We start from the raw sequence: 26,832 nt of genomic DNA, 5'->3' as shown, positions 1-26,832 counted from the left end.
AACTTTGGGGTTTGTATTTGTAACTTGATTGTCAGCTATCAACCAATAACTGCTAACTCAAAACTATTTTTGACTAAGAAACTCTTTTACAAGGAAAGTAGTGCTGCTGTCGTGTTGTTTAACCTCTCCGCTCACAATTTCGTCAAGTATAGAGTTGGCCAGTTGCTTGCCAAGTTCTACACCCCACTGATCGTAGCTAAAAATGTTCCATATAACACCCTGTACAAATATCTTGTGCTCATATAAAGCTACAAGTGAGCCAAGGGTTTTTGGCGTAAGCTTTTTAATAAGCAATGTATTTGTAGGTTTGTTGCCTGTAAATACTTTAAACGGAGTAAGGTAATCGGCCTTATCCTGTGCTATGCCTGCTTTTTCGAACTCAGCGCGAACCACAGCTTCGGTCTTGCCGTTAAGAAGGGCTTCGGTTTGTGCAAAAAAGTTAGACATCAGTTTATTGTGGTGGTCCTGATTGCCATACAGCGGTTGTACAAAACCAATAAAATCGGTTGGGATAAGTTTTGTTCCCTGGTGTATTAGCTGGAAGAATGCGTGTTGCGAGTTAGTGCCTGGCTCTCCCCAAATAATAGTACCCGTTTGATAGTTTACAGGTTTACCATCGCGGCCTATGCTTTTACCGTTGCTCTCCATAATGCCCTGTTGCAAATAAGGTGCAAGCTTAGACAGGTATTGGGTGTAAGGTATAAGGGCTTCGCTCTCGGCGCCAAAAAAGTTGTTGTACCACACGCTAAGCAATGCAAGCACTACCGGAAGGTTTTGCTCAAACGGAGTGTCTTTAAAATGAACATCCATTTCGTTGGCACCCTCTAACAGCGCATCAAAGTTGTCGAATCCTACAGCAAGTGCTATAGATAAACCAACGGCACTCCATAAAGAAAAACGTCCGCCAACCCAATCCCACATTGGGAAAATGTTAGCCTCATCTATACCAAACTCGGTTACTTTTTTAATATTTGTAGAAACGGCCACAAAGTGTTTGGCAACATCGGCCTGTGTAGCGGTCTTTAAGAACCACTCACGGGCAGTTTCTGCATTGGTAAGGGTTTCCTGTGTTGTGAAAGTTTTTGATGCAATTACAAACAGCGTAGTTTCAGGGTCAAGACCTTTAAGGCTTTCTACAACATGGTCTCCGTCTACATTGCTTATAAATTTAACCTCAAGGTGGTTTTTATAATGTTTCAGGGCTTCAACCACCATGTTAGGGCCAAGGTCGCTTCCGCCAATACCTATATTGACTACAGTAGTAAACGGTTTGCCTGTATAGCCGGTTTTAGCACCGCCTATAATTTCTTCCGTAAAGGCTTTTATTTTGTTTTTAACAGCATAAACTTCCGGCAATACATTAACGCCGTCTACAAGCACGTTAGCGCTTTCAGGAGCGCGTAAAGCCGTGTGTAGCACAGCGCGGCCTTCAGTACGGTTTATGGTATCGCCACCAAAATAGCTGTCTATAGCCCCTTTAAGGTCTACATCCTTAGCAAGGTTTTGTAACAGCTCTAAAGTTTGTGCGTTGATAATGTTCTTAGAATAGTCTACAAGAAAATCGTTCCATTTAATATGGAATTTCTGTGCTCTTTGAGAGTCGGCAGCAAACATTTCCTGCATAGAGGCATGCTGCATTTCGGCAAAATGGTCACTCAGTGCCTGCCATGCGGCAGTAGCTGTGGGGTTTGTGTTTTGTAATGCCATTGGTCTTAGTTTTTGGGGTTAAATTTTATGTTAGATATACTGTCGAGCTCTTTTTTTAAAGGGGTCATGTAGGCAATAAACCTTGGCTTATGCTTAGCGTCCATAGGTTCAGAATTTGGCAGTTTTTGCCTGAGGGCATCCACCTGCACACCGTTTTTCCAGAAACGATAGCACACATGTGGGCCGGTTGCAAGACCTGTACTTCCTACACGGCCAATAACATCGCCCTGCGATACACGCTGACCCTGTCTTACCAAAATCTTGCTCATGTGCAGGTATTGGGTAGAGTAGGTGCGGTTGTGTTTTACTTTAACAAAATTTCCGTTCCCCGATGTATATCCGGTGCGCTCTACTACACCGCTTGCCGTGGTCATGATTGGGGTTCCGTGCGGAGCGGCATAATCAGTACCGTTATGGGCTTTCCAGCGCATTTGTACAGGGTGGAAACGCTTAGGCGAAAACCTTGAGGTAATATGGCTAAATTTGAGCGGTGCCTTAAGGAACATGTTTTTCAGTACCTTACCCTCTTCGTCATAAAACGAGGCTTTCTTGTCGTTCTCGTTTTGTTTGAAAGGGAAAGCATATATTTTTTTGCCTTTATATTCAAAGTAAGACGACTCTATATTGGCAATTCCGGCATAAATAGTATCGTCTATAAAGCGTTCGTTTACTGCTACAGCAAATTTATCGCCTTTTTGTATTTTAAAGAAGTCAATACTCCAGGCATATATTTCACTCAGCTCGTGTGCAAGCGCAGGGCCAGCCCCGGCTTTGTTAAGCGTTTCGGCAAGCGAACCCTCTATCTCTGCAGTAATAATGCGCCTTTTTACAGTTATGGGTTTTACGGTTTTTTTTACATGCGGAATACTGTCTCTAAGGTCTATAACATAATAGCTAAGATTGTCCGGCTGATATATAAAAGCTTTTAGCCCGTTTGGTGTTTTTTTGTCTTTGAGAAGGGTATAAGGCTTTCCTACCCTGATGTCCCTAAGATCAAAAGTGTCTTTAATTTGTTGTGTAATGGTATGTATCTGCCCTGCATCAAAACCCTCTTCGCCAAGAATATGCCCAAACGTATCGCCACGCTGTATAGTGTCGCGCACAACCTTAAAATCGTTTAGCGTAAAGCCAAACTCTTTAACAATAGGTTCTTTTTTTACGGTTGCTTTTTGTGGCTTTTGTTTTTCTTGTTCTTTATTATTACAGGCTATTAGGGTTAAAAATGTCAGTATAGCTAAAAAATATCTCAAAAGTGTCCTTGTTTTGTCCGTTATACATTTTCTCCCCAGTTGCGAAGCTCGTCCTCACTCCACAATTCAGGGAAAAATATCCTTCGCTGGTATTTTGGGTGCATGTATTTTTTCCAGTCGCTGCCACCCGTTGCCTCCTGTGGGCCTGATGTGCTCTCTATATACTTTTTGGCAGTGTTAAGATGACCCATTACCCATGTAACGTTAACTGTATAATCGTAATGGCGCATAGCTTTTACCAACTCAGGGTTTGCCTGGCTTTCGGCCGGAAGCTGTTTAAATTTACGCCAAATGTTTATAGTGTTGTATTCTTCCATGTGGCGAATAAATTCTGCCTTATACCTGCGCTCAAACTCCTGCAGCAAATATGATTTTTCGCCCGTATGGTAGTCTTTCCCGGCAGCCTGCCAGTACAGGTGTTCAAAGGCATGCTCATAAGGAGTATTGCGGTCTATAGTGGCACGATAACGGTAGTCTATAAGGTTTATCAAATCGGTGCTGCTAAACTCTATAAGGCGGTATTGTGCACTCTGGAAACCACTTGCAGGTGTAAGTGTATTGCGGAATTTCATGTACTGCTCTACCTCCATGCCATCGCCCATAATGTCGAATGATGTAGTAAGCATATCAAAATAGCGGCTTATGCGCATTAGCCTTTCCGTAAAAAATTCGGTAGTAGGCATATCGGTGTGGCAAAGCTGGGAGGTTTCCCACAGTATCATTTTAAACAGCAGCTCATTGATTTGGTGATACATTATAAACACCATTTCGTCGGGCAGTGTTGTGCGCTGTATTTGGAGGTTCAGCAGGGCATCAGTATTTATATAATCCCAGTAGGTAATAGGTTTAGACCACAGTAAACCCTCCAAATGAGTTTCTGTTTTTTGGTTTATTGCACTGAATTTTTTTTCCAGTTCCTCAAGCTTTTCAGCTATTGGCGATGTAATCTCCATCATTGTTATTTAGATTTTATTTTCAGGGTATGTGCAAGACCCTTGTATTCGTCCAGATCGGCTTTAAGCGAACCTACAGCAAGGCTGGCCTTTATGCGAAGCGGAACTTTATTCTCGTCGTCTGATATCCAAACGGTTAAACTCTCTTCTTCCTTAAACACACGTCCGGCCTGTACAAGTGGCCTGAACATCATTGTGCTTACGGTGCCAAATTTAGTGCTTATATCTTCCCTGCCAATAAATTTGAGTTTAAATTTTGTGACTTCGTCATCAAAAAACATATCTACTCCTATCGATTCGCCTACTTTCATCTTGTCTACAGCAGAATGGTTGCGCAGGTAGTAAAACACCGAAACGATGTCCTGAACATTCTCTGTAACCGAAATGGTTTTTTGGGTTTTATGTTTATAGTCTTTTACCAGTACGGTATTGTTGTCCTGATTAAAAAAGCCTTCCTGGTTTTTGGTATACCCGCCTTCGTCTATTTTACGCACATACTGGTAGGGTTTGCCCGTACCTTTGTCAAAATAGCTTTCGTAATTGTCTTCTACCTTAAAGAAAAATTTAGTCATGCCGGTAGTAAAGCCTTTGCCCACCACGTGGTGCACCTTTTTATTGCTGCGCACGGCTTCCTTAATTTCAAGGGTGGCATATCCGGCGTTTACAATGCCATAGTGTATTCGAAATTTAAAGAACTCTCCGGTTTTAAATGCATCCTGCGAAAAAACATCTCCTACAGCAAAAAACATGATAATTGCAAGTAATCTTTTCATAGTAAATTTTATATGTTGGGTTTTTGTATAAACGCAAGAATGCAATTTCTGTTCCAAATTTACTAAACAAAAAAACCCAGTCCAAAATAAAGACCGGGTTTTTATGCTATTAACCAACCAAAAACTATAAATTATGAAAATTTACCTACAAAAAGATTTAACCAACTATCATCTTATCTTTTTGCGAGTGCAAAGGTACATCTATTTTTGAATTATTTTTATCAAAAATTAAGTTTAACTAACATTTTCAAAATAAATAGCTTCAATATGGCTCATTGTTGAATTATTTTCAAAAATATTGCGTTTCTATAATGTTCCTCTCAGTTCCTGTTCGCGTTCTATGCTCTCAAACAGCGCTTTAAAGTTTCCGGCACCAAAACCACGGGCACCCATTCGCTGTATAATTTCATAAAAAAGTGTTGGGCGGTCTTCTACTGGTTTGGTGAAAATTTGCAGCAGGTAGCCTTCTTCATCGGCATCTACCATAATGCCCAGTTTTTGTATTTCTTTAATGTCTTCCTTAAAGGCATCTTTGTGTCCGCCCAGGCGTGCCGGTACGGCATCATAGTAAGCTTGAGGAGGTTGCGAAAGAAATTCTACACCACGGCTTTTAAGGTCGCTAACGGTTTTAATAATATCATCGGTAGCAATGGCAATGTGCTGCACGCCCGGGCCGCCATAAAAATCAAGATATTCTTCTATCTGCGATTTCTTTTTACCCTCGGCAGGCTCGTTGATAGGGAATTTTATACGTCCATTGCCGTTGCTCATTACCTTACTCATCAGTGCCGAGTATTCAGTGGTAATTTGCTTATCGTCAAAAGACAGGAAGTTTACAAAGCCCATAACCTCTTCATACCATTTAACCCAGGTGTTCATTTCGTTCCAGCCCACGTTGCCCACCATGTGGTCTACATATTTTAGTCCGGTTGGGGCAGGGTTGTAGTCGCTTTTCCACTCCCTGTAGCCGGGTAAAAATGTGCCGTTATAGTTTTTGCGCTCTACAAACATGTGTACGGTTTCGCCATAGGTGTAAATACCTGCACGCACCACTTCGCCAAACTCATCAGTTTCAACGGTTGGTTCCATGTACACTTTAGCGCCGCGCTTAGTGGTTTCTTCAAACGATTTGCGTGCATCTTCAACCCATAGGGCAACTACCTTTACGCCATCGCCATGTTTTACAATGTGGTTATTAAGCTCGCTGTCAGCGGTTAGTGGTGTGGTAAACACAAAACGGATCTTGTCTTGCTTAACCACATAGCTGGCGCGGTCTCTAAGCCCGGTTTCGAGCCCTGCATAGGCCACGCTCTGAAACCCGAATGCGGTTTTATAATAATGGGCAGCCTGTTTGGCATTGCCTACAATAAATTCTACATAGTCTGTTCCCATAAGGGGAAGAAAGTCCTGTGCGCCTTCAAATATTTTTTCAAGGCCATATTCTACACTTTTAATTTCGTTGCTCATAGTTTATGTTTTAAATCCCGGTGTGTGCCGGGTTGTTTTTATTTTTTTATCCCCACCCCAACCCTCCCCGAAGGGGAGGGAGGACCTTCACTCAAACTCTAAAGTTTCTTTTGGCCTCACCCCAGCCCCTCTCCAAAGGAGAGGAGCAAGTACACTCATGCCGAATGAGTAAGCACATTTGAGTGAAGCTACACCCCTCTCCTTTGGAGAGGGGCTGGGGGTGAGGCCTTTTTATTCAAGTGAGGCCTTTACTCTACCCAGCTTTTATAATATTTTCCATCATCCAAACCCATAGCCTCTTTGGTTACCATTAGCGGACGGAACGTGTCTACCATTACGGCAAGCTCTTCGGTTATGGTTTTGCCAATGCTGCGCTCCATGGCTCCCGGTGCGGGGCCGTGAGGTATGCCTTTAGGGTGCAGGGTTATATGGCCTTGCTCTATGTTGTTGCGGCTCATAAAATCGCCGTCTACATAATACAAAACCTCATCGCTGTCTATGTTGCTGTGGTTGTAAGGAGCCGGAATACTCTTAGGGTGGTAGTCATAAAGCCTTGGGCAAAACGAACACACTACAAAAGTATCGGTCTCAAAAGTTTGGTGCACCGGAGGCGGCTGGTGTACACGCCCCGTTATAGGTTCGAAATTATGAATACTGAAGGCATACGGGAAATTGTAGCCGTCCCAGCCCACAACGTCAAACGGATGCGTGGCATACATCACTTCATGCAACATGCCTTCTTTTTTTATTTTGACAAGAAAGTCGCCTTTTTCGTCGTGCGTTTCCAGTTCGGTGGGCAGTTTAAAGTCGCGTTCGCAAAACGGAGAATGCTCCAGGTGCTGTCCGCTTTGGTTTTTGTAACGCTTTGGAGTGTAAATAGGTGAGTGGCTTTCTACATAGAACAGGCGGTTATCTGTTGTGTCGAAATCTATTTGGTAGATCATGCCACGCGGAATAATAAGGTAATCGCCATATTCAAACGGAATGTTGCCCATTAGTGTGCGCAGTGTTCCGGTACCTTTATGGATGAACAGCATTTCGTCGCTGTCGGCATTCTTATAAAAATAGCTGCGAAGTGACTCCTGTGGAGCAGCAAGTCCAATAATACAGTCGCGGTTTACAAGCATGGCTTTGCGGCTGTCTAAAAAATCGGCTTCGGGTTTTAGCTCAAAACCTTTAAAAAGTAGCGATTTAATGTTCTTGTCGATGGCAATTTCAGGCTCTACAGAGTAAGATCTTAAAATCTCTTTTACCTGTGTAGGCCTGTGCACGTGATACAGCAGTGATGAGTGACCATGAAACCCCTCTGTGCCAAAAAGCTGCTCGTAGTACAAGCCACCGTTTGGCTTTTCGAACTGTACGTGTCGTTTTTGAGGAAAATCCCCCAGTTTATGATATATAGGCATTGGTGTGTAGTTTAAAATGATACAATGATGCTATAGGCACAGGCCGCTCATTCGGGACTGCGCTTTATCAAATACTTTAAATGGGGCAATAAACCCTGCCATTGCATATTCATATAACAAATATCGGAAAAATTTAATTTTACATTTCTTTTTTCAGATAAAAATAAATATTCAACAACAGAAATCGGTGTAGGAGTTTAGGGATTGTTATATTGATAACAAAAGAATGGGTTTAGTGTAGGTTTTGATTTTAAGAAGCTATGCTTGAATGAGGCCTCCTTAATGTTATTTGTCTTTTGGGTACGAGCAAGAATCTCGCACAAGGATCGCTTAGTTTCTTGTAACGACTTTAACTATTTAAGTAAGGTCTGGTGTAATCTTGATATTCTTTTTTTCTAAAAAATTAAGCACTTTAACGAAGTTCTCTCTACCTATTTCATTGATAGCAATCGTAAAATGTATTCCCAAATTTGTATACATAAATAGAATTTCATCAATGTTTTTGTAGCTAGAAAAATTTATCCATTTTAAATTGAAATCCATTTTTGAATCTTTATAGCTAAAATAATCTTCTTGAAATTTAATAGTGGTAATTTCTTTATTTTCAATGCTATATTTTATGTTTTTCTCGATATATTCTTGGTTTTTCTTTTTGCTTTTTTTAAGAAAAGTGTATTGAATATATGGGATGATGAGTAATACACTGCCCAGGATTATATAAAAACTTCCTGAAGAACTTTTTCCTATAACCATTAAAGTGCCTAAACCTATAAAAATAGCGGAAGTAATCAGAAAACGTTTAATTGACTTTTTTGTTTTGGCTAAGGCCGAATCAAAAAATAATTTATTTTTTCTTTGATACACAGAAGTGTCAAAAGGAATTTCAAAAGTCATGAATATATTCGTTTATTTAAATTAATTATTTATCATCCCACCTTCTGGCTTATATGAAAAATCGCATCACCCTGATAGACAATAGGGCTGTCGTTGCTGTTTATAATATAGCCACTGTTTGGGGCTTTTACTTTTTTTTCGAGTTTCCCAAACGGGTCGGTTATAAGCGCAATAACATCGCCTTTGTTTACATAGCTGCCTGCCGGTACAGGGTTTTGCAGCAGTCCGCTGTAGCGTGCCCGCACCCATGTAGAAGTTTGTATATAAATAGGCGCAGATGTTGCTTCTTTCACTCTTTTTTGTGGGTTCAGCATATCAAAATGCTGCAAAAAACGCTTGGCACCATGTACACCTTCATTAGTAACATCGGCATTAATATCTAACGATTTACCACCTTCAAACAGCAGCATTTTTACACCTAATTTTCCACATGCATTCCTGAAAGAGCCCGGGATGTTTTTAGAATAGAGTGTAAAAGGCGCATTAAAAATATCTGACAGCTCTTTAAGTTCAGAATTATTAGGTACGATGCGAATTTGCGGTGCATTAAAACGGCTGGCTCCCCCGGCATGAAAGTCGATGCAATAATCTACATGCGGAATTATTTCTTTTAAAATATACCAGGCAAAACGGCTGGCGAGCGATCCTTTTTTACTACCCGGAAAAACCCTGTTAAGGTCGCGCCCGTCAGGGAACTCCCTTGTTTTGTTTACGAACCCAAAAATATTAATTACCGGAATGCATATAATGGTACCGCGCTTGGGTTTGTTGGCCTTGCGCACAATAAGTTGCCTAACGATTTCTACCCCGTTTATTTCGTCGCCGTGCAGGCCTGCGCTAAACAGCACCACGGGGCCGTCCAGCTTTGCGCGCTCTACAATTATAGGTATTTTAAGCTTGGTCATGGTGTGCAGGCGGGCAATTTCCATATTAATAGTTTTACCCTCGCCGGGCAGTATGCTTTCTCCAAGTATAGTAATATCTTTATGGCTCATAGGCAGTTGTTAAGCCATAAAAATAGTAATTTGATGTAACAATACCCATTTTTTGCCGTTTATAGGTATCGATTTGTTTTTTAACTTTGTAAGTGTGGCCTCATTTTTACAGGCTATACCACAGAGATGCGCAGAGGGAGCGCAGAGATACACAAAGAGAGTTTGCAACTTTGTTGCAGGAACACAAAGGAGTACTGTTATATATATGGCAGCGCGTTAGCTCCGTGAACTCATGCCTGGGCATAATCTCTAAATGCATAGTTTAGATGTTTTTCTTTGAGAATCTCTGCGTTCCCTCTGCGCATCTTTGTGTCATAGCACATAAGCGATCGACGAACATGAGACATAAAAGGCATGTTGAATTAGCTATACTATTTGTAACCATAACTGAACTTATGGATAATGTTTTTTAACTTTGTTACATGCAAACTCCGCTGGAACTACAAATACAAACTCTGCCCGACAGCCCGGGCGTTTACCAATACTTTGACAAGGACGAGAAACTGCTCTATGTGGGCAAGGCAAAGAACCTTAAAAAGAGGGTGATGTCTTATTTTAATAAGGTGCACGAGGTAGGCCGCACCCGCGTAATGGTGCGCAAAATTGTTACCGTTAAGCACATAGTAGTGCCTACCGAAAGCGAAGCCCTGCTACTGGAAAACAACCTGATAAAAAAACTACAGCCGCGCTACAACGTGCTGCTCAAAGACGATAAAACTTACCCGTGGATATGCATTAAAAAAGAGGCTTTTCCGCGTGTGTTCTCTACCCGCAATGTGGTTAAGGACGGCAGCGAATATTTTGGTCCCTATACCAGTTTTAAAACCGTGCACACACTGCTGGACCTTATAAAAGAACTGTATCCGCTGCGCACCTGCAACTACGACCTCAGTGCGCACAACATACAGTCGGGCAAATATAAAGTGTGCCTCGAATATCATTTGGGCAACTGCAAAGGCCCGTGTGAAGGCCACGAAGAACTTGCTGTTTATCAACATCATGTAGAGGCTATTCGCCAGATATTGAAAGGTAATTTTAAAGAAAGCCTTAAAGATTTTAAGAAGCTAATGATGGAGCTTGCAACCGATATGCGCTTTGAAGAGGCACAGGGCATTAAAGAAAAAATAGAAGTTCTTGAAAGTTATCAGGCGCGCTCTACGGTGTTCAATCCGCGCATTTCTAATATAGACGTGTTTACCATAATCAGCGACGAGACCATGGCTTATGTGAATTTTATTCAGGTAAGCCACGGGGCTATTATACGTTCGCATACTATGGAAATTAAAAAGAAGCTCGATGAACCTGACGAAGAGCTTTTAGAACTTGCAGTGGTAGAGCTTCGCGATCGCTTTAACCTTATGAGTAAAGAAGTATTGGTGCCCTATCCTATAGATCTGGGCGACAGGATAACTGTAACGGTACCCAAACTTGGAGATAAAAAGCAAATTTTAGACCTAAGCGAGCGCAATGCCCGTTTTTACAGGATGGACCAGCTTAAGCAGGAAAAGATAGTTGACCCGGACAGGCATACTAACCGCATTATGGCACAGATGAAAAAAGACCTGCGCCTGCCCGAAGAGCCCCGACATATTGAGTGTTTTGATAACAGTAACATCCAGGGCACGAACCCCGTGAGTGCCTGTGTGGTTTTTAAAGATGGCAAACCCAGCAAAAAAGACTACCGCCATTTTAATATAAAAACCGTTGAAGGTCCTAACGACTTTGCCAGTATGGAAGAGGTGGTGTACCGCAGATACAAACGCCTGCTTGAAGAAAACCAGCCGCTGCCACAGCTTATAATTATAGATGGTGGTAAAGGCCAGCTTTCATCGGCATTGAAAAGTTTAGACGATCTTGGCCTGCGGGGCAAAGTAACTATTATTGGCATCGCCAAAAGACTGGAAGAACTTTTTTATCCGGGCGACTCGGTACCTTTATATCTTGACAAGAAAAGCGAAACGTTAAAAATTATACAACACCTGCGCAATGAGGCACACCGTTTTGGTATTACCCACCACCGCGACAAACGCAGCAAGGGCGCGCTAAAAACATCGGTAGAGACCATACCGGGCATTGGCGAAAAAACCATGGTTACGCTCATAACCCATTTTAAATCGGTTAAGCGTATGGCTGCATCGTCTGAAGATGAAATTGCCAAAGTGGTTGGCCCTGCCAAAGCCAAAAAAATAACGGAATTTTACCAGGCTAAAAACAGTAGCTAAACATTAATTGCACATTAAATTACAATTCCATATTTTTGGACAAATAAGTCCAAAAACAAGAAAATATGATGGAAATTACATTTGGAGAGTATATAAGACTGAAAAGAAACGAATTAGGTTTTCCTCTTAGAAAAGTAGCTTCTTTTATAAATATTGATCCTTCAACACTTGGTAAGATTGAGAAAGATGAGCGCCCCATGAACGTTGAGCTTTTAGATAATTTATGCCAAATCCTACAAACAGACAAAAAAATTCTTTTGAATTATCATTTGTCATCCAAAATAATTGAAGAGTTGAGAGAGTATCCAGAATATAAAGATGTGCTGAATATTGTAAATGAGCAATTGACTAATTATGTCTCTAAACAAAAGCAAATAAAATTTGATGAAGACTGGAGGGAAAAAAGATTTTCAAACCCTGAGGCTACTGTAAGAATAGGTACTATGTTTTCGGGTATTGGAGCTATTGAATATGCACTAAAGAGGCTTAACCTCAATTCTGAAATACAATTTGCCAGCGATATAGACAATTTTGCCAAGCAAAGTTATTTTGCAAACTATGAAATAGCGGAGAGCAATTGGTATAATGATGTTCATGAGATAGATGGTAATAAATATAAAGGAAAATTAGATTTATTGGTGGGAGGAAGCCCTTGCCAATCATTTTCGATGGTTGGGAAACGCAGGGGGTTTGACGATACAAGAGGGACACTTTTTTATGAATTTGCAAGAGTTGTTAAAGAAAGTCAGCCTAATGTGTTTATATTCGAAAATGTAAAAGGGCTTATCAACCATGATAATGGGAACACTTTTGAAATTATTAAAGCAACTTTCGATGAATTAGGATACAAATATTTTTATCAGGTTTTGAATGCTAAAAACTATGGAATACCACAGCATAGGGAACGTATTTTTGTTGTGGGATTTAAAGATAAAAATACTCGCTTCACTTTCCCTGAAACTATTGATTTGGAGCATAAAATGCAAGATTTCTTAGAAGATTATACTGACAGTAAATATTATCTGAGAGAAAAAGGTGTAAAGTTTGTTACCAGTTCAAAGAACAGGAATAAACGTTATACTCAAATAAACGGAGATATAGCATTGTGCCAAAAAGCCAATCAGCAATTTAATTGGCATGGAGACTTTGTTTTTGAAGAGCAGGATAAAAGCGAATTTGATGAATTTATTTTTGATGTAAACGAGGTAGAAGAAAAATATTACCTGTCAGATAAAGTCCGTGACTATGTATTGAGCAGCGGTACAAAAACATTTAAAACATCTGTTAAAACAGATCTTGAAATTGCACGCCCCTTATTACAATCAATGCATAAGATGCACCGCGCTGGAGTTGATAATTATGTTACACATACCGGTAAAATAAGAAAGCTTACTCCAAAGGAATGTTTACGCCTTATGGGATTTCGTGATGATTTTAAGCAGGTTGTAAGTGATACGCAAATGTACAGGCAGGCAGGAAACAGCATCGTTGTAGATGTTTTGATTGCATTATTAAAGCAGATGGATATTACTAAATACACAAGTAAGCAATAATGGAGAACTTTCAAAAAATACAAATTGAAAGGAAAGAGTATTTTATAATTGACTCAATTCAAAATTTAAGAGCAGAAGATAGTTTTATCTTTCATAAGAACAAACTTTCTGCCTATGGAGGATCTGGTGAAGCAAGAAAATACGTAGGAAGTTATTCGGGAAACAGTGGAAAAAGACTGAGCGATTTTTTTGAATACAATAATTGGGGTAATACTAAAATTGATGGAAAAAGGACTTACCCTATTTTTCAGTCAAACAATTGTTTCTTTAGTAAAACTAATTTAATAAAATACCTTTACGATGCTCGAGTTGAATATCAAGAACAAGAGCAAATATATCATAACGATATATCGCTATTCTACGATCAATATATTGAGCGAGTAAGTTTGCTTCCAACAGATAAAATTTTTTTTTCGATTTATGACGTTTCAGACCTTACCGATAATAAGTTAAGTAGAGGTTATATCCGCTCTGACGATGAAATTTGGGATATTTGGAGAAGGATTGTTTTGCCAAAAATTAGCTATGTTTCAATTTTAAAACTCATACCCATTATAAATGATGGACAATCAAAACAACCATTATTTTATTTTCGGGTTTTCTTAGATTATCAATATAGAACAATTGTACATCCTCAACTAGTAGATTCCACAACAGATATAGCTGAAAAAATAATTATTGAAAAAAAACAATTATTAAAAGCTGGTGGCAGACAAGGAGCTGAACTTTACCGAAAAAGGGTAATCGATCACATGCCACAATGCCCTTTTACAAGGATATCTGATGAAAAATTACTTATAGCAAGTCATATCAAACCTTATAGAATCTGTATTAAAGAAGGTAGAGAAGATCAGGCGTTAGATTACTTGAATGGCCTTGCTTTAACTCCTACTTATGATAAATTATTTGATCAGGGATATATAACTTTTAAAGATAATGGAGATTTGGTGTGTGGAACCCTATTGTCTGCATACACTTGGGAAAAATTAAATATTAATCCTACAGCCAAAAATAACTTGCGAATTTACCCCGAAAACCGAGAGGCTTATTTAGAGTATCACAGGCAATATGTCTTTCAAGATAATATTAGTGATTTAATTTAATCTTACCTTATGAAACATACGCTGCTGCTCTTTTTGTGCCTGTCTTTTTTTAGCTCCGTTATGGGGCAGGAGCAGCACATGCCTGCCAAAAAGCCAAAAATTGGTGTGGTGCTTAGCGGTGGCGGTGCCAAAGGGCTTGCCCATATTGGTGTGCTTAAGGTGCTGGAAGAAGCCGGTGTTGAGGTGTCTTACATTGGCGGTACCAGCATGGGGGCTATTGTTGGCGGGCTTTATGCAGCGGGCTATTCGGCTACCGAGCTCGATTCTATTTTTCGTGGACTCGATCCCGATGCACTTTTAAAGGATTTTACTCCCCGCGATTCGCGAAACTTCTTCGAAAAGCGAAACGAAGAAATGTATGCCATTACCCTGCCGTTCAAAAACTTTAAAATAGGTTTCCCTAATGCGCTGTCTAAAGGTCTATATAATTATACTACTGTAAACAGGCTTACGGAACACGTGCGCCATGTGCGGGATTTTAATAAGCTCCCTATACCTTTTGTCTGTATTGCTACCGATGTGGAAACAGGCGAAGAGGTAGTGCTGCATGGCGGAACCCTGCCCGATGCCATATTGGCCAGTGGTGCTTTTCCGTCGTTATACAACCCTGTTGAGATAGACGGCCGTTTGCTTATAGACGGTGGCGTTACCAACAACTATCCTATTGAAGAGGTTAAAAAAATGGGTGCCGATATTATTATCGGGGTCGATGTTCAGGATCCGTTAAAAACGCGCGACCAGATTAAGGGAGCAACGGGCATACTGGTACAAATAAACAACTACCAGATGATCCGCAAGATGGAAGCTAAAAGCAAAGCTACTGATGTTTATATAAAGCCTGATATTTCGGGGTTTACTGTGGTGTCTTTTGAAGATGGTGAAGCTATTATAAAAAAGGGTGAAGAGGCGGCACTTAAAATTTTAGATACCCTGAAAACTTTAGGAACAGGTACTCCGCTTAAAAGGCCGCATTTGGCAGTGCGCGACTCTATTTGCATTGACAGGATCGAAATAAACGGACTTAAAAACTACACCCGTTCTTATGTTATTGGTAAACTGAATTTTAAGCCGGGAAATACTATTAGTCATACCGATATTACCAACGGGATCTCTAACCTTAATGCCACGCATAACTTTACATCGCTTTCTTATTCTTTTGACGATAGCGACGGCAGGGGCGAGGTACTGAAGCTTGATCTTAAAGAAAACCCTATTAACCGTTTACTCAAATTTGGGCTTCATTATGACGGTTTGTTTAAAAGTGCCGTGCTGGTAAACCTGACGCAAAAAAACCTGCTTAAGCGAAACGACGTAGCATCGCTCGATATTATTTTAGGCGATAACTTTAGGTATAATTTTGATTATTATATAGATAACGGTTTTTATATTAGCTACGGACTGCATTCGCATTATTATGGTTTTAACCGAAATGTTACGGCCGATTATGCCGTGGGGCCGCCTAACGACCAGCTAAACATCGAGGCCATTAATGTAGATTTTAGCGATTTTACCAATCAGATATATATACAGAGCCTGTTGTGGAGGCAGTTCTTAATAGGCGGAGGTGTAGAACATAAGCACATACAAATTAAATCGGCGACGGTGCAAAGCACTATTGACTCAAGGTTTGACGATAGCGATTATTTGTCATCCTATGCCTATCTTAAGCTCGATACCTATGACGACAAGCATTTTCCTACCGAAGGATATTATTTTTACGGTGAGGCAAAGGCATATTTTTATTCCTCGGATTTTACCGGAATGTATAATAATTTCAGTATCATCCGTGGCGAAGTTGCAACGGCCAAAAGGCTGGCACGCAATTTTACGCTTAAGTTAGAGGCCGAGACCGGTTTTGCCCTCGGAGAGAATGAAGTATCCAGTTTCGATTTTATATTGGGCGGTTATGGCTTTCAGCCGTTTCATACCGTAAGGCACTTTTTTGGCTACGATTTTTTAAGTATATCGGGTAACAGTTTTCTAAAAGGGGTGGTTAATTTGGATTATGAATTTGCAAAAAAACACCACTTTAACCTAACGGCTAATTATGCCAACCTGGGCAGCAATCTTTATGAAGACGTAAAACTGCTATCGTGGCCTAAATATTCTGGTTATGCTGTGGGCTATGGGCTGGAAACCTTTATTGGCCCTATCGAGGTTAAACACAGCTGGTCTCCGGAGGTGCATAAACACTACACCTGGTTTAGTGTTGGTTTTTGGTTTTAAGTCTTAAGTATTCCTGCTGTAAAACTTTATTTACCGCAGTATTGTTCGTAAAGTTCAATTAGATAAGGCAGGCCTTTTTCTTTAAAAGCATCGCTGTTTAAGTTTGCAATCATATCAGGGCATTCCTCTTCAAACTGTTTGGCCGCAACTTTTTCTATTGTTTTTTGAGCACGTACATGGTAGTCTTCATTTTCAAGGTTTTTTTGTGATGTATAAATAAACCGGGCTGTATCTGCCCCCTGTTTTTGAAAATAAAAATGACGTGCAGTATATCTGGGTGTTGGTCCAATAGGAGCTACATCCATATAATATGATACCAAATTTATTTTGCCTTTACGATGAATCCGAACCAAATATTTCTTTTTACTGGCGATATAGCCTTTGGTTGGATGCAAATCTGCCAGGTAAAGGCTTACGAATTCTATTTTACTTCCGTTAATAATATAGAGTTCTTTAATATCTTCTATTTTTATTTTTTCTGTATCGGCATCCTCACCGCTTTTAAATTTAATTTTAGTATCGCTCCCAATAATATTTATAAATCCTGCTTTGACAGAGCCATCGGCTAAGGTAACCTGACCTTCATAAAATTTTGCCATAGCGAATAAAGGAGATAATAATAACAGAATAAGTAATGTTTTCTTCATGTATTGGTTTTGTTGGTTTTTTATATAGAATATGTCGGCATTTTGTAAAAATATACAAAACGACAATGGATTAAGTGTTTTGGGATGAAAAACTACCGAGGTTTTAATGAGTTGTTTTGTGTACAAGTTTGAGACTTATACCTGCATGGGATAAGTATGATCAAACCATATAAAGTATGTTTCACCCACAACGTCTTTATAAGGAGGAACGACTAAGTAATACTGTTCCTTAATTCCTATGATCAGGAAAAAAAGCCTGTAAGGTTTCTCCTGTAGAGACACAATGCATTGCGTCTCTCAATGCCAGTACATGAAGATAGGGATGGTTTGTTGAAATACAAACACAATGTATTGCGTCTCTACAGGGAGCCGTAAAAAAATAAAAAACCGCCCTGTATAAGGGCGGTTAAAAGTATTGCTGTTATCGCTGCATGTTTTTTGCTTCGATGCTCATAGTGGCATGCGGAACCAGTTTTAGCCTTTCTTTATTGATAAGCTTTCCGGTTACTTTGCAAATGCCGTATGTTTTATTCTCTATACGGATAAGCGCATTTTTTAGGTCGCGGATAAATTTTTCCTGACGTATGGCAAGCTGCGAGTTTGCTTCTTTGCTCATGGTTTCGCTGCCTTCTTCAAACGCTTTAAAGGTAGGCGATGTATCGTCTGTACCGTTATTAAGGTCGTTCATATAGGCACTTCTTATCAGGTCGAGGTCAGCTTTAGCTTTCTCAATTTTTTTCGTAATTAATTCCTTAAACTCTGCAAGATCCGCATCAGAGTATCTTATTTGCTGCTCATCTACCATTATCTACTATCTATTTTGAAATTAATAATAAGGTTTTTATATCGTCAAACTCAATTTCTGTACCATTAATTACCTCGTTGCTAAAAATAAGCTCGTCGGTAAGCGTTTCGCTCTTAATATAGCCCTCATTTGCCTTAACGGCCTCTTCGAGCACATTATTGTTCTGTAAGTAAACCTTTATTCTGTCGGTCACTTCAAAACCGCTGTCTTTACGGATGTTTTGTATCCTGTTTACCAACTCGCGTGCAATTCCCTCTTTTTTAAGATCATCGGTAATAGTAATGTCTAATGCTACGGTAATACTGCCTGCATTGGCCACCAGCCATCCCGGTATGTCCTGAGAGGTTATCTCTACATCATCGGTGGTTAAAGTAATACTTTTACCCGAAACTATAATATCAAGCGCTCCTTTTGCATCTATAGCTGCTATTTGCTCCTGTGTAAAGCCTTGTATTTCTTTGCTTACAAGTCCCATGTCTTTACCAAAGCGTGGCCCTAATGCTTTAAAGTTAGGCTTAATGCTTTTTACCAGTACACCCCCTGCATCATCGGTAAGTTCTATTTCCTTAACGTTAACTTCGGCTTTTATCAGTTCGGCTACGGCCTCTATTTCAGCTTTTTGTTTTTCATCAAGAACAGGAACCATTACCCTTTGCAGTGGCTGGCGCACTTTTATCATCTCCTTCTTGCGTAAAGATAACACTAATGATGATATTGTTTGCGCCTTTTGCATGCGGCTCTCTAACGATTTATCAACAAAGTTATCAGCATATTGCGGAAACGGAGCCAAATGTACGCTCTCATACGCATCAATCTGTGAAGATTGTGTTAAATCTTTATAAAGCCTGTCGATATAGAACGGTGCAATAGGTGCGCTTAGCTTGGCAACAGTAACCAAACAGGTGTACAACGTTTGGTAGGCAGCAATTTTATCCTGTGCATATTCGCCTTTCCAAAAGCGGCGGCGGCACAGGCGCACATACCAGTTGCTCAGGTTTTCCTGCACAAAGTCAGATATAGCACGTGCTGCCCTTGTAGGCTCATATTCGGCATAGAACGTGTCTACGTCTTTTATAAGGGTGTTCAGTTCGCTTAATATCCATCGGTCTATCTCAGGTCTTTCGTTTAACGGAACTTCCGGCTCGGCATACGTAAAGTTGTCAATATTCGCATACAGCGCAAAGAAAGAGTAGGTGTTGTAGAGCGTTCCGAAAAACTTACGCCTAACCTCAGCTACGCCCTCAATATCAAATTTAAGGTTATCCCATGGGTTAGCGTTGCTAATCATGTACCAGCGTGTGGCATCGGGGCCATATTCGGCAAGAGTACTAAAAGGGTCTACCGCATTGCCTAAGCGCTTACTCATTTTTTGCCCGTTCTTGTCTAACACAAGGCCGTTGCTCACAACGTTTTTATAAGCTACCTTATCAAACACAAGGGTGGCAATGGCATGCAGTGTATAGAACCAACCGCGGGTTTGGTCTACACCTTCGGCAATAAAATCGGCAGGGAACGCCTCGCTGTTGTCTATAAGCTCTTTATTTTCGAACGGATAGTGCCACTGTGCATAAGGCATGGCGCCACTGTCAAACCAAACATCTATCAGGTCGGCCTCACGTTTCATCGGCTTGCCTGACAGAGATACCAGTGTTATGGCATCTACCACGTTTTTGTGCAGGTCGATAAGGTTGTAATTCTCCTCGCTCATGTTGCCCGGCTCAAACCCTTTAAACGGATTTTCTGTCATAAACCCTGCGGCAATAGCTTTTTCAATGCCGTTATACAGTTCTTCGGCACTGCCTACAATAGCCTCTTCGGTTTTGTCCTCAGTTCTCCATATTGGAAGCGGAATACCCCAGTAGCGTGAGCGGCTAAGATTCCAGTCGTTTGCATTTTTAAGCCAGTTGCCAAAACGGCCTTCTCCTGTAGCTTTAGGCTTCCAGTTAATGGTATCGTTAAGCTCAAACATGCGCTCTTTAACATCGGTCATTTTTATAAACCAGCTGTCAAGAGGGTAGTACAATAACGGCTCATCCGTTCTCCATGAGTGCGGATAGCTGTGTACGTATTTTTCTACCTTAAAGGCTTTATTGTTCTCTTTTAAATAGATGGATATTTCAACGTCAGCACTGCGCTCAGGGGCAGTACCGGCATCATAATACTCGTTCTTAACATATTTGCCTGCAAGTTCTAACGGTTTGCCGGACGGATTGTCAAGACTTTCCAAATGGCTTGTAAATTTACCCTGAAGGTCTACCAGCGGCACAGGGTTGCCGTTAGCATCCAGTACCAGCATTGGCGGCACTTCGGGCTTGGCTTCTTTCGCTACCTTGGCATCGTCTGCACCAAAAGTTGGTGCGGTGTGCACTATACCTGTCCCGTCTTCGGTAGTAACAAAGTCACCACTAATTACCCTAAAGGCATCCTGCGGATTTTGGTACGGCAATACAAACGGCAGCAACTGCTCATAGCGAATGCCTACAAGGGCTGCACCTTTGGCTTCGGCTAAAACCTGATATGGTATTTTTTTATCGGCTTGGGTATAATTTTCAAAATCAGCAGCTTCAGTGCTTTCAAAATATTTCCCAGCAAACTGTTTGCCTACTAAGTTTTTAGCAAGTACCACATTTATTGGTTCAAAGGTGTACTGGTTAAAGGTTTTTACCAATACATAATCAATATTTGGTCCTACGGTTAGCGCGGTGTTGCTTGGCAGCGTCCACGGTGTGGTGGTCCATGCCAATATGTCTATAGCGCCAAAACCTTTTAAGAAATCAGGCAGTGAGCTTTCTATGGCCTTAAACTGTGTCACAATAGTAGTATCGGTAACGTCGCGGTAAGCACCCGGCTGGTTAACCTCGTGGCTGCTTAGTCCTGTGCCCGCCTTTGGCGAATAAGGCTGTATAGTGTAGCCTTTATAAAGTAAGCCTTTATCATATATTTGCTTTAAAAGCCACCATACAGTTTCCATATATTTAGGCTTGTAGGTAACATACGGGTCTTCCATATCTACCCAGTAGCCCATTTTTTCGGTAAGGTCGTTCCAAACATCGGTGTAGCGCATTACGGTGCGTTTGCAGGCCTCGTTATACTCTTCTACGGTTATGGTTTTTCCTATGTCTTCTTTAGTAATGCCAAGTTCTTTCTCGGTGCCAAGTTCTACCGGAAGGCCGTGGGTGTCCCACCCTGCCTTACGCTTTACCTGATAGCCCTTTTGGGTTTGAAAGCGGCAAAAAATATCTTTAATGGCACGCGCCATAACGTGGTGAATGCCCGGAAGGCCGTTGGCGCTTGGTGGCCCCTCATAAAACACATATTGCGGTTTGCCCTGACGGGTAGTTACGCTTTTGTCAAATATATTCTCTTTTTTCCAGAAATCAAGTACCTCGCTGGCCACTGTCGGCAGGTCAAGCCCCTTGTATTCAGTAAATTTAGTGCTCATTTTATATGCTTGTAAAAATCAATTTGCGAAAGTAACGATTTTTTTTAAGAAAGGGTCATAGGTCATGCCAAATAAGAGGTCAAAAAAAATATAGTATGTCTAACATTTTTGGTGTAAAATAATATATTTGCCAGATATACAAAAACCAGAAAATGAAACAATTTTACACTATCGTTTTTAGTTTAATTACTATTTTGACATTTGCTCAGGACAGGGTAAATGCATCCCTACCTGTAATAGATGCTGTTGCTAACGGCAGAATTACAGAAGCTACTGGCTGGCTGCAGAATGATGCGGGAAAATGGACTTCGAGAAAGAACAAGATTCCTGCAAATATGGAGGAAGAATACAAGACACTGATTGATTTTCAACATCATGGCCTTGGGGAAAACAGGGAAAATTTTATTTACATAGAGCACAGGAATGTTAAAATTGCCGATTCATCATACACAATCCTTATAAAAAAATACAAAGATGGATTCTATAAATATGAATCTATAAATCAGGGATGGATGCCTCAAAACAGTCTTGTCTATTATGTATTTAAAACATCTGAACTGGATAAATTAAAGAATCTTGAGCCCAATAAAGCGCATACAATCAGGATAAATACTATTTACAGTAACACTATTCTGTATCTTGATCCTAAATCATCTTTAAAAACGGTTGCTCAAAACTTATACAAAGAACTGGGAGATAAGGATAAATTTGGCAAAGCTGAATTAGAGATTCATTTCAATTTATACAAAGGGAATGTGAGATTTACAATTCAAAATCATGAAGATTACCCATTAACTGATTTCGAGAAGGCTTATTATGAGACGCCTCTTATAAATTTTGAGAAACTGTTTAAATTGCAGTAATTTTTAGTTACTGTTGATACTACATCGCAATGTTTTCTCTTTAACACCTCTTTAACATTTGTTTAATTATATTTATTCGGACTTAAATGCCTACTTTTAACATTTAATTAAGTTTGAATGAAAACCAAAGTCTGCTTTTTAATTGATGATGACGAAGACGACCGCGAAATATTTTCGCTGGCGCTTGAAAAAGCCACCAATTCGTATTCGTGCATTACAGCAAGCAGTGGCCCAGATGCCCTTGCGCTTTTAAATGCAGATGCCCCGTTTACACCCGATATTATTTTTTTAGACCTCAACATGCCCCTCATGCCCGGCAAAGAGTGTTTGCAACACATAAAGAATAATACTAAGCTTGCCAACATTCCGGTTATAATATATACTACCTCGTCCTATAGTAAAGATATAGACGATACCCGTAGCCTTGGTGCATCGCACTTTTTAGTAAAGCCACCGGGGCTGGGCATACTTACAAGGGCATTAAAGCGCCTGCTATCGGGCGAAGAACTGCCTTATTTTATAGACCATAGCAGTTAGTGTCCACATAATCCTTATAATCAGTATGCAAACATTTAGCGATGGCTTTTCTATTTTACAGGCACTGCCGGCAGCAGTATATACCTGCAATAAAGACGGCATAATAATCTGGTATAATGAAGAGGCTCAAAAGTTGTGGGGTAAACCCCTGCAAGTAGGCTATGACAAATGGTATGTAGGGCTTACTGTTTTTAATTCTGAAGGATTGCCGCTTGACTATGAAAATACTCCGGTAGCCCGTGCGTTGACAGAAGAAAAAGACATAAACCAAAGTGAGATCATTATTGAAGATGCCTATGGATCTTTAAAACAATTTGCAGTAAACATAAAACTTACCCATAACGGCGATGGTACTGTAAGCGGAGCAATAGTGGTGCTTACCGACAGTATTTTTAGGACACAGAGTGAGGCCGATAAAGCAGACGACAGGGCATACAGGTCGCTGTCTGAACTGTTGGAGCGTAAGGTAGATGAGCGTACCCAAAGCCTTAAAAAAAGTGAGGAACGTTACCATAAAATGATCGAAGAGGTGCAGGACTATGCCATTGTCCTTTTAGATACCGAAGGCTTTATTATAAACTGGAACCGCGGTGCCGAAAAAATTAAGGGTTATACCGAGAAAGAAATACTGGGTCGAAATTTCAGGGAGTTTTATCTTGATCATGACAGGGTTGGCCTGCTGCCGGAAAAGCTTATTAAGCAGGCGCACGACACCGGGCGTGCTATGCACGAGGGCTGGCGCAGGCGTAAAGACGGTACGGCTTTTTGGGGATCTATTGTTATAACGGCGCTGCACGATGCCGACAATAATATTATTGGTTTTAGTAAAGTTACACGCGATCTTACTGAGCGCAAACTGGCCGACGACCAAATGGCAAATTATGCTAAAGATATAGAGTTTCGAAACAAACAGCTCGAAGAATATGCCTATATAGCATCGCACGATTTGCAGGAGCCGCTACGCAAAATTCAGATATTTAGCGAAATGCTTGAGAATGATCTTGAAGAGAACCAAAAAGAGGGGGCAATGCGCAGCCTCGAAAAAATTAAAACTGCTTCGAGGCGCATGTCTAACCTTATAAAAGATGTGCTTAAATATTCGCAGCTTTCCCGTGCCGATGAACTGTTCGAAACCGTAGACCTCAACACTATTTTTGCAACCGTAAAAGAAGATTTTGATTTGCTTACAGAACAAAAAGGTGTAACCATACAACACACCGCGTTGCCCGTTATTACAGGCATACCTATACAGTTGCACCAATTGTTTGGCAACCTGCTTAGCAATGCTATTAAATTCAGTTCAGAAGATCCACTCATAGAAATTGAGACATTCAAAGTACCCCAAACAGAGTTGGAATACTACCCTAAGCTAAACCCGGGGCGCAGTTATGTAAAAATTATTTTTAAAGATAACGGCATAGGATTTAACCAACAGTATGGCGAGCAGATATTTAAAATGTTTAAACGCCTTACCGATAACAGCGGTACGGGTATTGGCCTGGCACTGTGCAAAAAAATAGTGCAAAACCACAACGGGCATATTTCCGTAGCAAGCGAAATTGGCAAAGGAACCCAGTTTACTATTTTGCTTCCGGTGGGGTAGTATGCCCGTTTAGTGCTTATTTACCTCCCGGTCTGGTCGTCAAAAATAAAGGGCTTGCCTGTTTTTTCAACCTTAATTATATGGAATGGGTGAACTACATCCTGCGTTAAACCAAGTTGTAAATTTTGAAGTATTACCGTTACATTATCTTCATTTTCTGTAACATTAGTCATGTCAATAGTGGTGGCACTGCTGCTTACTGTAAATGAAGCCACTACATCATATTGGCTAAAATCAATAGTGGTTTCAGTAAAGTTATCGGTAATTCCACCCCGTGCGGCCTCCATCTGGTCTATCAGTTCCTGCCATTGCGCACCGGTATGTATAACGCGGTTTTCATCGTCAAAATCATGGCTCAGGTTTACAAAGCCTTTGCCTATAATAACCGGGTCGATGGTTTGGGGTGTAAAAACAGTTTCAGTATTATCGCTGCTGCAACCAAAGGCCAGCACTGCCAGCAAAGAAAAAAATAAGGTTCTCATAATTAGTAGGTTTGTGTTATAAATGTGTAACATATCGCGCGGGGTTTACCCTACCTTAACGATGGCCAATATTGCTTCGACATCTGCAACTATAAGAACTATTACTGTAGTATCTTTACAGCATAAAATCAGAATACCATGAAAATCGAGATTTGGAGCGACATTATGTGTCCGTTTTGCTATATAGGCAAGCGCAAGTTTGAAGTTGCGCTGGCACAATTTGAAAATAAAGATACTGTAGAGATCGAATGGAAAAGCTTTTTGCTTTCGCCCGAAATGAAGACCGATCCGTCTAAAAACATACATCAGTTTTTAGCAGAACATAAGGGCATAAGCCTTGACGAAGCCACCGGAATGAACGATACCGTTGCACACATTGCCGCCCAGGTTGGTTTAGAATATAATTTTGACAAGACCATTCCGGCAAACAGTTTTAACGCACACCGTTTTTTACATTTTACAAAACAGCACGGTAAACAAAATGAGGCTGAAGAGCTATTGTTTAGAGCCTATTTTACAGAAGGTAAGAATATAGACGATGCCCAAACGCTTATGGGCTTTGCCGCCCAGCTTGGGCTGGATGCCAATGAGTTTGCTCAGGCAATGGGACAGGGTGCTTTTACTGATGAGGTTATTGCCGACATACAGGAAGCTCAGCAGCTTGGTGTTCGCGGAGTTCCGTTTTTTGTGTTTAACCGAAAGTATGCCGTATCGGGAGCGCAGGAACCCGCCCTGTTTTTAGAAACCTTAGAAAAAGTTGCTGCCGAAGGGTAGATAGTTTGCTTTGCTGAGGTTTTAAAAGTAAATGCTAATTGTTAGACAGGCAATTAGTATATTAGCCCAAACCAATAACAGCATCGCAAAATGAACATACATATAATAGGCGGGGGCAACCTTGGCAGTGCCATTGCCATAGGGTTGGCACAATTTAGCGCAGGCAACAGCATTACCGTTACTAGACGCAACATAAAGCTAATAGAGCATTTAAAACAATATGGCATTACCACGTCTGATAATAATATTGATGGAATAGGTAATGCTGATATTGTTATACTTGCCATTAAACCCTGGCAGGTAGATGCCGTGCTCGATGAAATTTTGCCCCACGTTAATGGTAAAATAATAGCCAGCGGTGCCAGCGGAGTTACCGTAGAACACTTAAACAACAAAGTGGCAGGAACTAATACGGTAGTGCGTATTATGCCCAATATTGCTGCGCAATATGGTGCATCGGCAACATGTATATCTGCGGCAGCAGAAGATATTAAGAACACTAAAACCGTTGTAGAGCTGTTCGACAAAGTGGGTACGGCCGTTATTATAGATGAAAAGCTAATGGATGCTGCCACAGTTTTGGGCGCATGCGGAACCGCTTTTGCCCTGCGTTACATTAGGGCAAGTATGCAGGCGGGCATAGAAATTGGCTTTGATGCCAAAACTGCATTGGCTATTGCAGCCCAAACCGCCATGGGTGCCACGCAAATGCTTTTGCAGGAAAATGCACACCCTGAGCAGCTTATAGATAAAGTGACTACGCCACAAGGATGTACTATTGCCGGACTTAACGAAATGGAGCATGAGGGCTTTAGCTCATCGTTAATAAAGGGCATAAAAACCTCATTACACAAAATTAGGAATTAACAATTCTCTACAGGCTGCTTTTATAATTTTATAAAAATATAACTGATTTTGAAGTTTTTGTTATTTAAACTTTAAATCTTATTCAATAATTAATAAGAAAAAACTTAAAACATCAAAACACAGTGCATTTTGTCGATTATTCATGCATTTCGTCTAAAATTTTTGGCGGCATGTTTGTATAAGTATATGTTTGTAGCAAAATAGCATTAGTAAAATTTTTATTTTACGGTATTTTTGGGGGCCGAAAAAGGGAAAACTGTACA

The 26,832-nt window shown here is 40.6% G+C and carries 21 protein-coding genes; 9 read left to right on the top strand and 12 right to left on the bottom strand.

From position 1 onward, the window contains the following. Window positions 1-63 precede the first annotated feature (63 nt). From pgi to GR160_RS08850, 8 genes are all read right to left on the bottom strand, one after another. Window positions 64-1,707 (bottom strand): glucose-6-phosphate isomerase, encoded by a 1,644-nt coding sequence (gene pgi / locus GR160_RS08885; RefSeq protein WP_160749506.1) that lies wholly within the window; start codon window positions 1,705-1,707, stop codon window positions 64-66. A gap of 5 nt (window positions 1,708-1,712) precedes the next feature. After that, window positions 1,713-2,957, bottom strand: coding sequence for a peptidoglycan DD-metalloendopeptidase family protein (locus GR160_RS08880; protein WP_160749505.1), 1,245 nt, complete (start codon window positions 2,955-2,957; stop codon window positions 1,713-1,715). A gap of 20 nt (window positions 2,958-2,977) precedes the next feature. Then, complete coding sequence (locus GR160_RS08875; RefSeq protein ID WP_160749504.1) at window positions 2,978-3,913, bottom strand: tryptophan 2,3-dioxygenase family protein; 936 nt, start codon at window positions 3,911-3,913, stop codon at window positions 2,978-2,980. Window positions 3,914-3,915: 2 nt separating this feature from the next. Continuing rightward, window positions 3,916-4,683 (bottom strand): DUF3108 domain-containing protein, encoded by a 768-nt coding sequence (locus GR160_RS08870; RefSeq protein WP_160749503.1) that lies wholly within the window; start codon window positions 4,681-4,683, stop codon window positions 3,916-3,918. A gap of 306 nt (window positions 4,684-4,989) precedes the next feature. Continuing rightward, window positions 4,990-6,150 carry a 4-hydroxyphenylpyruvate dioxygenase gene (gene hppD, locus GR160_RS08865; RefSeq protein WP_160749502.1) on the bottom strand — a complete coding sequence of 387 codons (1,161 nt, stop codon included), beginning with the start codon at window positions 6,148-6,150 and terminating at the stop codon, window positions 4,990-4,992. A 248-nt stretch (window positions 6,151-6,398) separates the two neighbouring features. Continuing rightward, window positions 6,399-7,556, bottom strand: a complete 1,158-nt coding sequence (locus tag GR160_RS08860; RefSeq protein ID WP_160749501.1) for a homogentisate 1,2-dioxygenase — start codon at window positions 7,554-7,556, stop codon at window positions 6,399-6,401. A gap of 357 nt (window positions 7,557-7,913) precedes the next feature. After that, window positions 7,914-8,450, bottom strand: a complete 537-nt coding sequence (locus tag GR160_RS08855) for a hypothetical protein (RefSeq protein ID WP_160749500.1) — start codon at window positions 8,448-8,450, stop codon at window positions 7,914-7,916. Between the two features lie 32 nt (window positions 8,451-8,482). After that, window positions 8,483-9,445: a succinylglutamate desuccinylase/aspartoacylase family protein gene (locus tag GR160_RS08850; protein ID WP_160749499.1), complete on the bottom strand. Its 963-nt coding sequence runs from the start codon at window positions 9,443-9,445 to the stop codon at window positions 8,483-8,485. A gap of 422 nt (window positions 9,446-9,867) precedes the next feature. Between GR160_RS08850 and uvrC the strand changes: the two genes are divergently transcribed. The 4 genes from uvrC to GR160_RS08830 all read left to right on the top strand — a co-directional run bounded on the left by uvrC (window position 9,868) and on the right by GR160_RS08830 (window position 16,549). After that, the gene (gene uvrC / locus GR160_RS08845) at window positions 9,868-11,667 is read left to right on the top strand and encodes an excinuclease ABC subunit UvrC (RefSeq protein WP_160749498.1); all 1,800 of its coding nucleotides are present in this window, start codon (window positions 9,868-9,870) and stop codon (window positions 11,665-11,667) included. 65 nt (window positions 11,668-11,732) lie between these two features. After that, window positions 11,733-13,220 (top strand): DNA (cytosine-5-)-methyltransferase, encoded by a 1,488-nt coding sequence (dcm, locus tag GR160_RS08840; RefSeq protein WP_202390747.1) that lies wholly within the window; start codon window positions 11,733-11,735, stop codon window positions 13,218-13,220. Beyond that, the gene (locus GR160_RS08835) at window positions 13,220-14,323 is read left to right on the top strand and encodes an HNH endonuclease (RefSeq protein ID WP_160749497.1); all 1,104 of its coding nucleotides are present in this window, start codon (window positions 13,220-13,222) and stop codon (window positions 14,321-14,323) included. The genes dcm and GR160_RS08835 overlap by 1 nt, the downstream gene beginning before the upstream one ends. A gap of 9 nt (window positions 14,324-14,332) precedes the next feature. Further along, a complete protein-coding gene (locus GR160_RS08830) occupies window positions 14,333-16,549 on the top strand; it encodes a patatin-like phospholipase family protein (protein ID WP_160749496.1) in 2,217 nt (738 codons plus the stop codon). A 26-nt stretch (window positions 16,550-16,575) separates the two neighbouring features. Here GR160_RS08830 and GR160_RS08825 read toward each other — a convergent pair whose 3' ends face one another. The 3 genes from GR160_RS08825 to ileS form a co-directional block, all read right to left on the bottom strand. Further along, window positions 16,576-17,196: a hypothetical protein gene (locus tag GR160_RS08825; protein ID WP_160749495.1), complete on the bottom strand. Its 621-nt coding sequence runs from the start codon at window positions 17,194-17,196 to the stop codon at window positions 16,576-16,578. Window positions 17,197-17,617: 421 nt separating this feature from the next. Beyond that, on the bottom strand, window positions 17,618-18,001 hold the full coding sequence (locus GR160_RS08820) for a TraR/DksA C4-type zinc finger protein (protein ID WP_160749494.1): 384 nt from the start codon (window positions 17,999-18,001) through the stop codon (window positions 17,618-17,620). 10 nt (window positions 18,002-18,011) lie between these two features. After that, entirely contained in the window at window positions 18,012-21,443 is a 3,432-nt protein-coding gene (ileS, locus tag GR160_RS08815; protein WP_160749493.1) for an isoleucine--tRNA ligase, read from the bottom strand. Window positions 21,444-21,595: 152 nt separating this feature from the next. Here ileS and GR160_RS08810 point away from each other — a divergent pair, with 152 nt between their 5' ends. The 3 genes from GR160_RS08810 (at window position 21,596) to GR160_RS08800 (ending at window position 24,446) form a co-directional block, all read left to right on the top strand. After that, window positions 21,596-22,306, top strand: coding sequence for a hypothetical protein (locus GR160_RS08810; RefSeq protein ID WP_160749492.1), 711 nt, complete (start codon window positions 21,596-21,598; stop codon window positions 22,304-22,306). A 117-nt stretch (window positions 22,307-22,423) separates the two neighbouring features. Beyond that, window positions 22,424-22,843, top strand: coding sequence for a response regulator (locus GR160_RS08805; protein ID WP_160749491.1), 420 nt, complete (start codon window positions 22,424-22,426; stop codon window positions 22,841-22,843). A gap of 25 nt (window positions 22,844-22,868) precedes the next feature. Then, window positions 22,869-24,446, top strand: a complete 1,578-nt coding sequence (locus GR160_RS08800) for a PAS domain S-box protein (protein ID WP_160749490.1) — start codon at window positions 22,869-22,871, stop codon at window positions 24,444-24,446. Window positions 24,447-24,466: 20 nt separating this feature from the next. Here GR160_RS08800 and GR160_RS08795 read toward each other — a convergent pair whose 3' ends face one another. After that, entirely contained in the window at window positions 24,467-24,928 is a 462-nt protein-coding gene (locus GR160_RS08795) for a hypothetical protein (protein ID WP_160749489.1), read from the bottom strand. Between the two features lie 138 nt (window positions 24,929-25,066). Between GR160_RS08795 and GR160_RS08790 the strand changes: the two genes are divergently transcribed. Further along, window positions 25,067-25,702: a DsbA family protein gene (locus GR160_RS08790; protein WP_160749488.1), complete on the top strand. Its 636-nt coding sequence runs from the start codon at window positions 25,067-25,069 to the stop codon at window positions 25,700-25,702. Window positions 25,703-25,792: 90 nt separating this feature from the next. Further along, window positions 25,793-26,569, top strand: coding sequence for a pyrroline-5-carboxylate reductase (gene proC / locus GR160_RS08785; RefSeq protein WP_160749487.1), 777 nt, complete (start codon window positions 25,793-25,795; stop codon window positions 26,567-26,569). The last annotated feature ends 263 nt before the right edge of the window (window positions 26,570-26,832 follow it).

Origin of the sequence: Flavobacterium sp. Sd200 (genome assembly GCF_009826935.1) — a bacterium.
Taxonomy (GTDB): domain Bacteria; phylum Bacteroidota; class Bacteroidia; order Flavobacteriales; family Flavobacteriaceae; genus Flavobacterium.
Note: the sequence above shows the minus strand (reverse complement) of the source record. Positions and strands in the feature narration are given on the sequence as shown.

Excerpts from the sequence above, each read along its gene's own strand:
- pgi (WP_160749506.1), bottom strand. The coding sequence starts at position 1,707 with ATGGCATTACAAAACACAAACCCCACAGCTACTGCCGCATGGCAGGCA.
- GR160_RS08875 (WP_160749504.1), bottom strand. The coding sequence starts at position 3,913 with ATGATGGAGATTACATCGCCAATAGCTGAAAAGCTTGAGGAACTGGAA.
- GR160_RS08870 (WP_160749503.1), bottom strand. The coding sequence starts at position 4,683 with ATGAAAAGATTACTTGCAATTATCATGTTTTTTGCTGTAGGAGATGTT.
- hppD (WP_160749502.1), bottom strand. The coding sequence starts at position 6,150 with ATGAGCAACGAAATTAAAAGTGTAGAATATGGCCTTGAAAAAATATTT.
- GR160_RS08860 (WP_160749501.1), bottom strand. The coding sequence starts at position 7,556 with ATGCCTATATATCATAAACTGGGGGATTTTCCTCAAAAACGACACGTA.
- GR160_RS08855 (WP_160749500.1), bottom strand. The coding sequence starts at position 8,450 with ATGACTTTTGAAATTCCTTTTGACACTTCTGTGTATCAAAGAAAAAAT.
- GR160_RS08850 (WP_160749499.1), bottom strand. The coding sequence starts at position 9,445 with ATGAGCCATAAAGATATTACTATACTTGGAGAAAGCATACTGCCCGGC.
- uvrC (WP_160749498.1), top strand. The coding sequence starts at position 9,868 with ATGCAAACTCCGCTGGAACTACAAATACAAACTCTGCCCGACAGCCCG.
- dcm (WP_202390747.1), top strand. The coding sequence starts at position 11,733 with ATGATGGAAATTACATTTGGAGAGTATATAAGACTGAAAAGAAACGAA.
- GR160_RS08835 (WP_160749497.1), top strand. The coding sequence starts at position 13,220 with ATGGAGAACTTTCAAAAAATACAAATTGAAAGGAAAGAGTATTTTATA.
- GR160_RS08830 (WP_160749496.1), top strand. The coding sequence starts at position 14,333 with ATGAAACATACGCTGCTGCTCTTTTTGTGCCTGTCTTTTTTTAGCTCC.
- GR160_RS08825 (WP_160749495.1), bottom strand. The coding sequence starts at position 17,196 with ATGAAGAAAACATTACTTATTCTGTTATTATTATCTCCTTTATTCGCT.
- GR160_RS08820 (WP_160749494.1), bottom strand. The coding sequence starts at position 18,001 with ATGGTAGATGAGCAGCAAATAAGATACTCTGATGCGGATCTTGCAGAG.
- ileS (WP_160749493.1), bottom strand. The coding sequence starts at position 21,443 with ATGAGCACTAAATTTACTGAATACAAGGGGCTTGACCTGCCGACAGTG.
- GR160_RS08810 (WP_160749492.1), top strand. The coding sequence starts at position 21,596 with ATGAAACAATTTTACACTATCGTTTTTAGTTTAATTACTATTTTGACA.
- GR160_RS08805 (WP_160749491.1), top strand. The coding sequence starts at position 22,424 with ATGAAAACCAAAGTCTGCTTTTTAATTGATGATGACGAAGACGACCGC.
- GR160_RS08800 (WP_160749490.1), top strand. The coding sequence starts at position 22,869 with ATGCAAACATTTAGCGATGGCTTTTCTATTTTACAGGCACTGCCGGCA.
- GR160_RS08795 (WP_160749489.1), bottom strand. The coding sequence starts at position 24,928 with ATGAGAACCTTATTTTTTTCTTTGCTGGCAGTGCTGGCCTTTGGTTGC.
- GR160_RS08790 (WP_160749488.1), top strand. The coding sequence starts at position 25,067 with ATGAAAATCGAGATTTGGAGCGACATTATGTGTCCGTTTTGCTATATA.
- proC (WP_160749487.1), top strand. The coding sequence starts at position 25,793 with ATGAACATACATATAATAGGCGGGGGCAACCTTGGCAGTGCCATTGCC.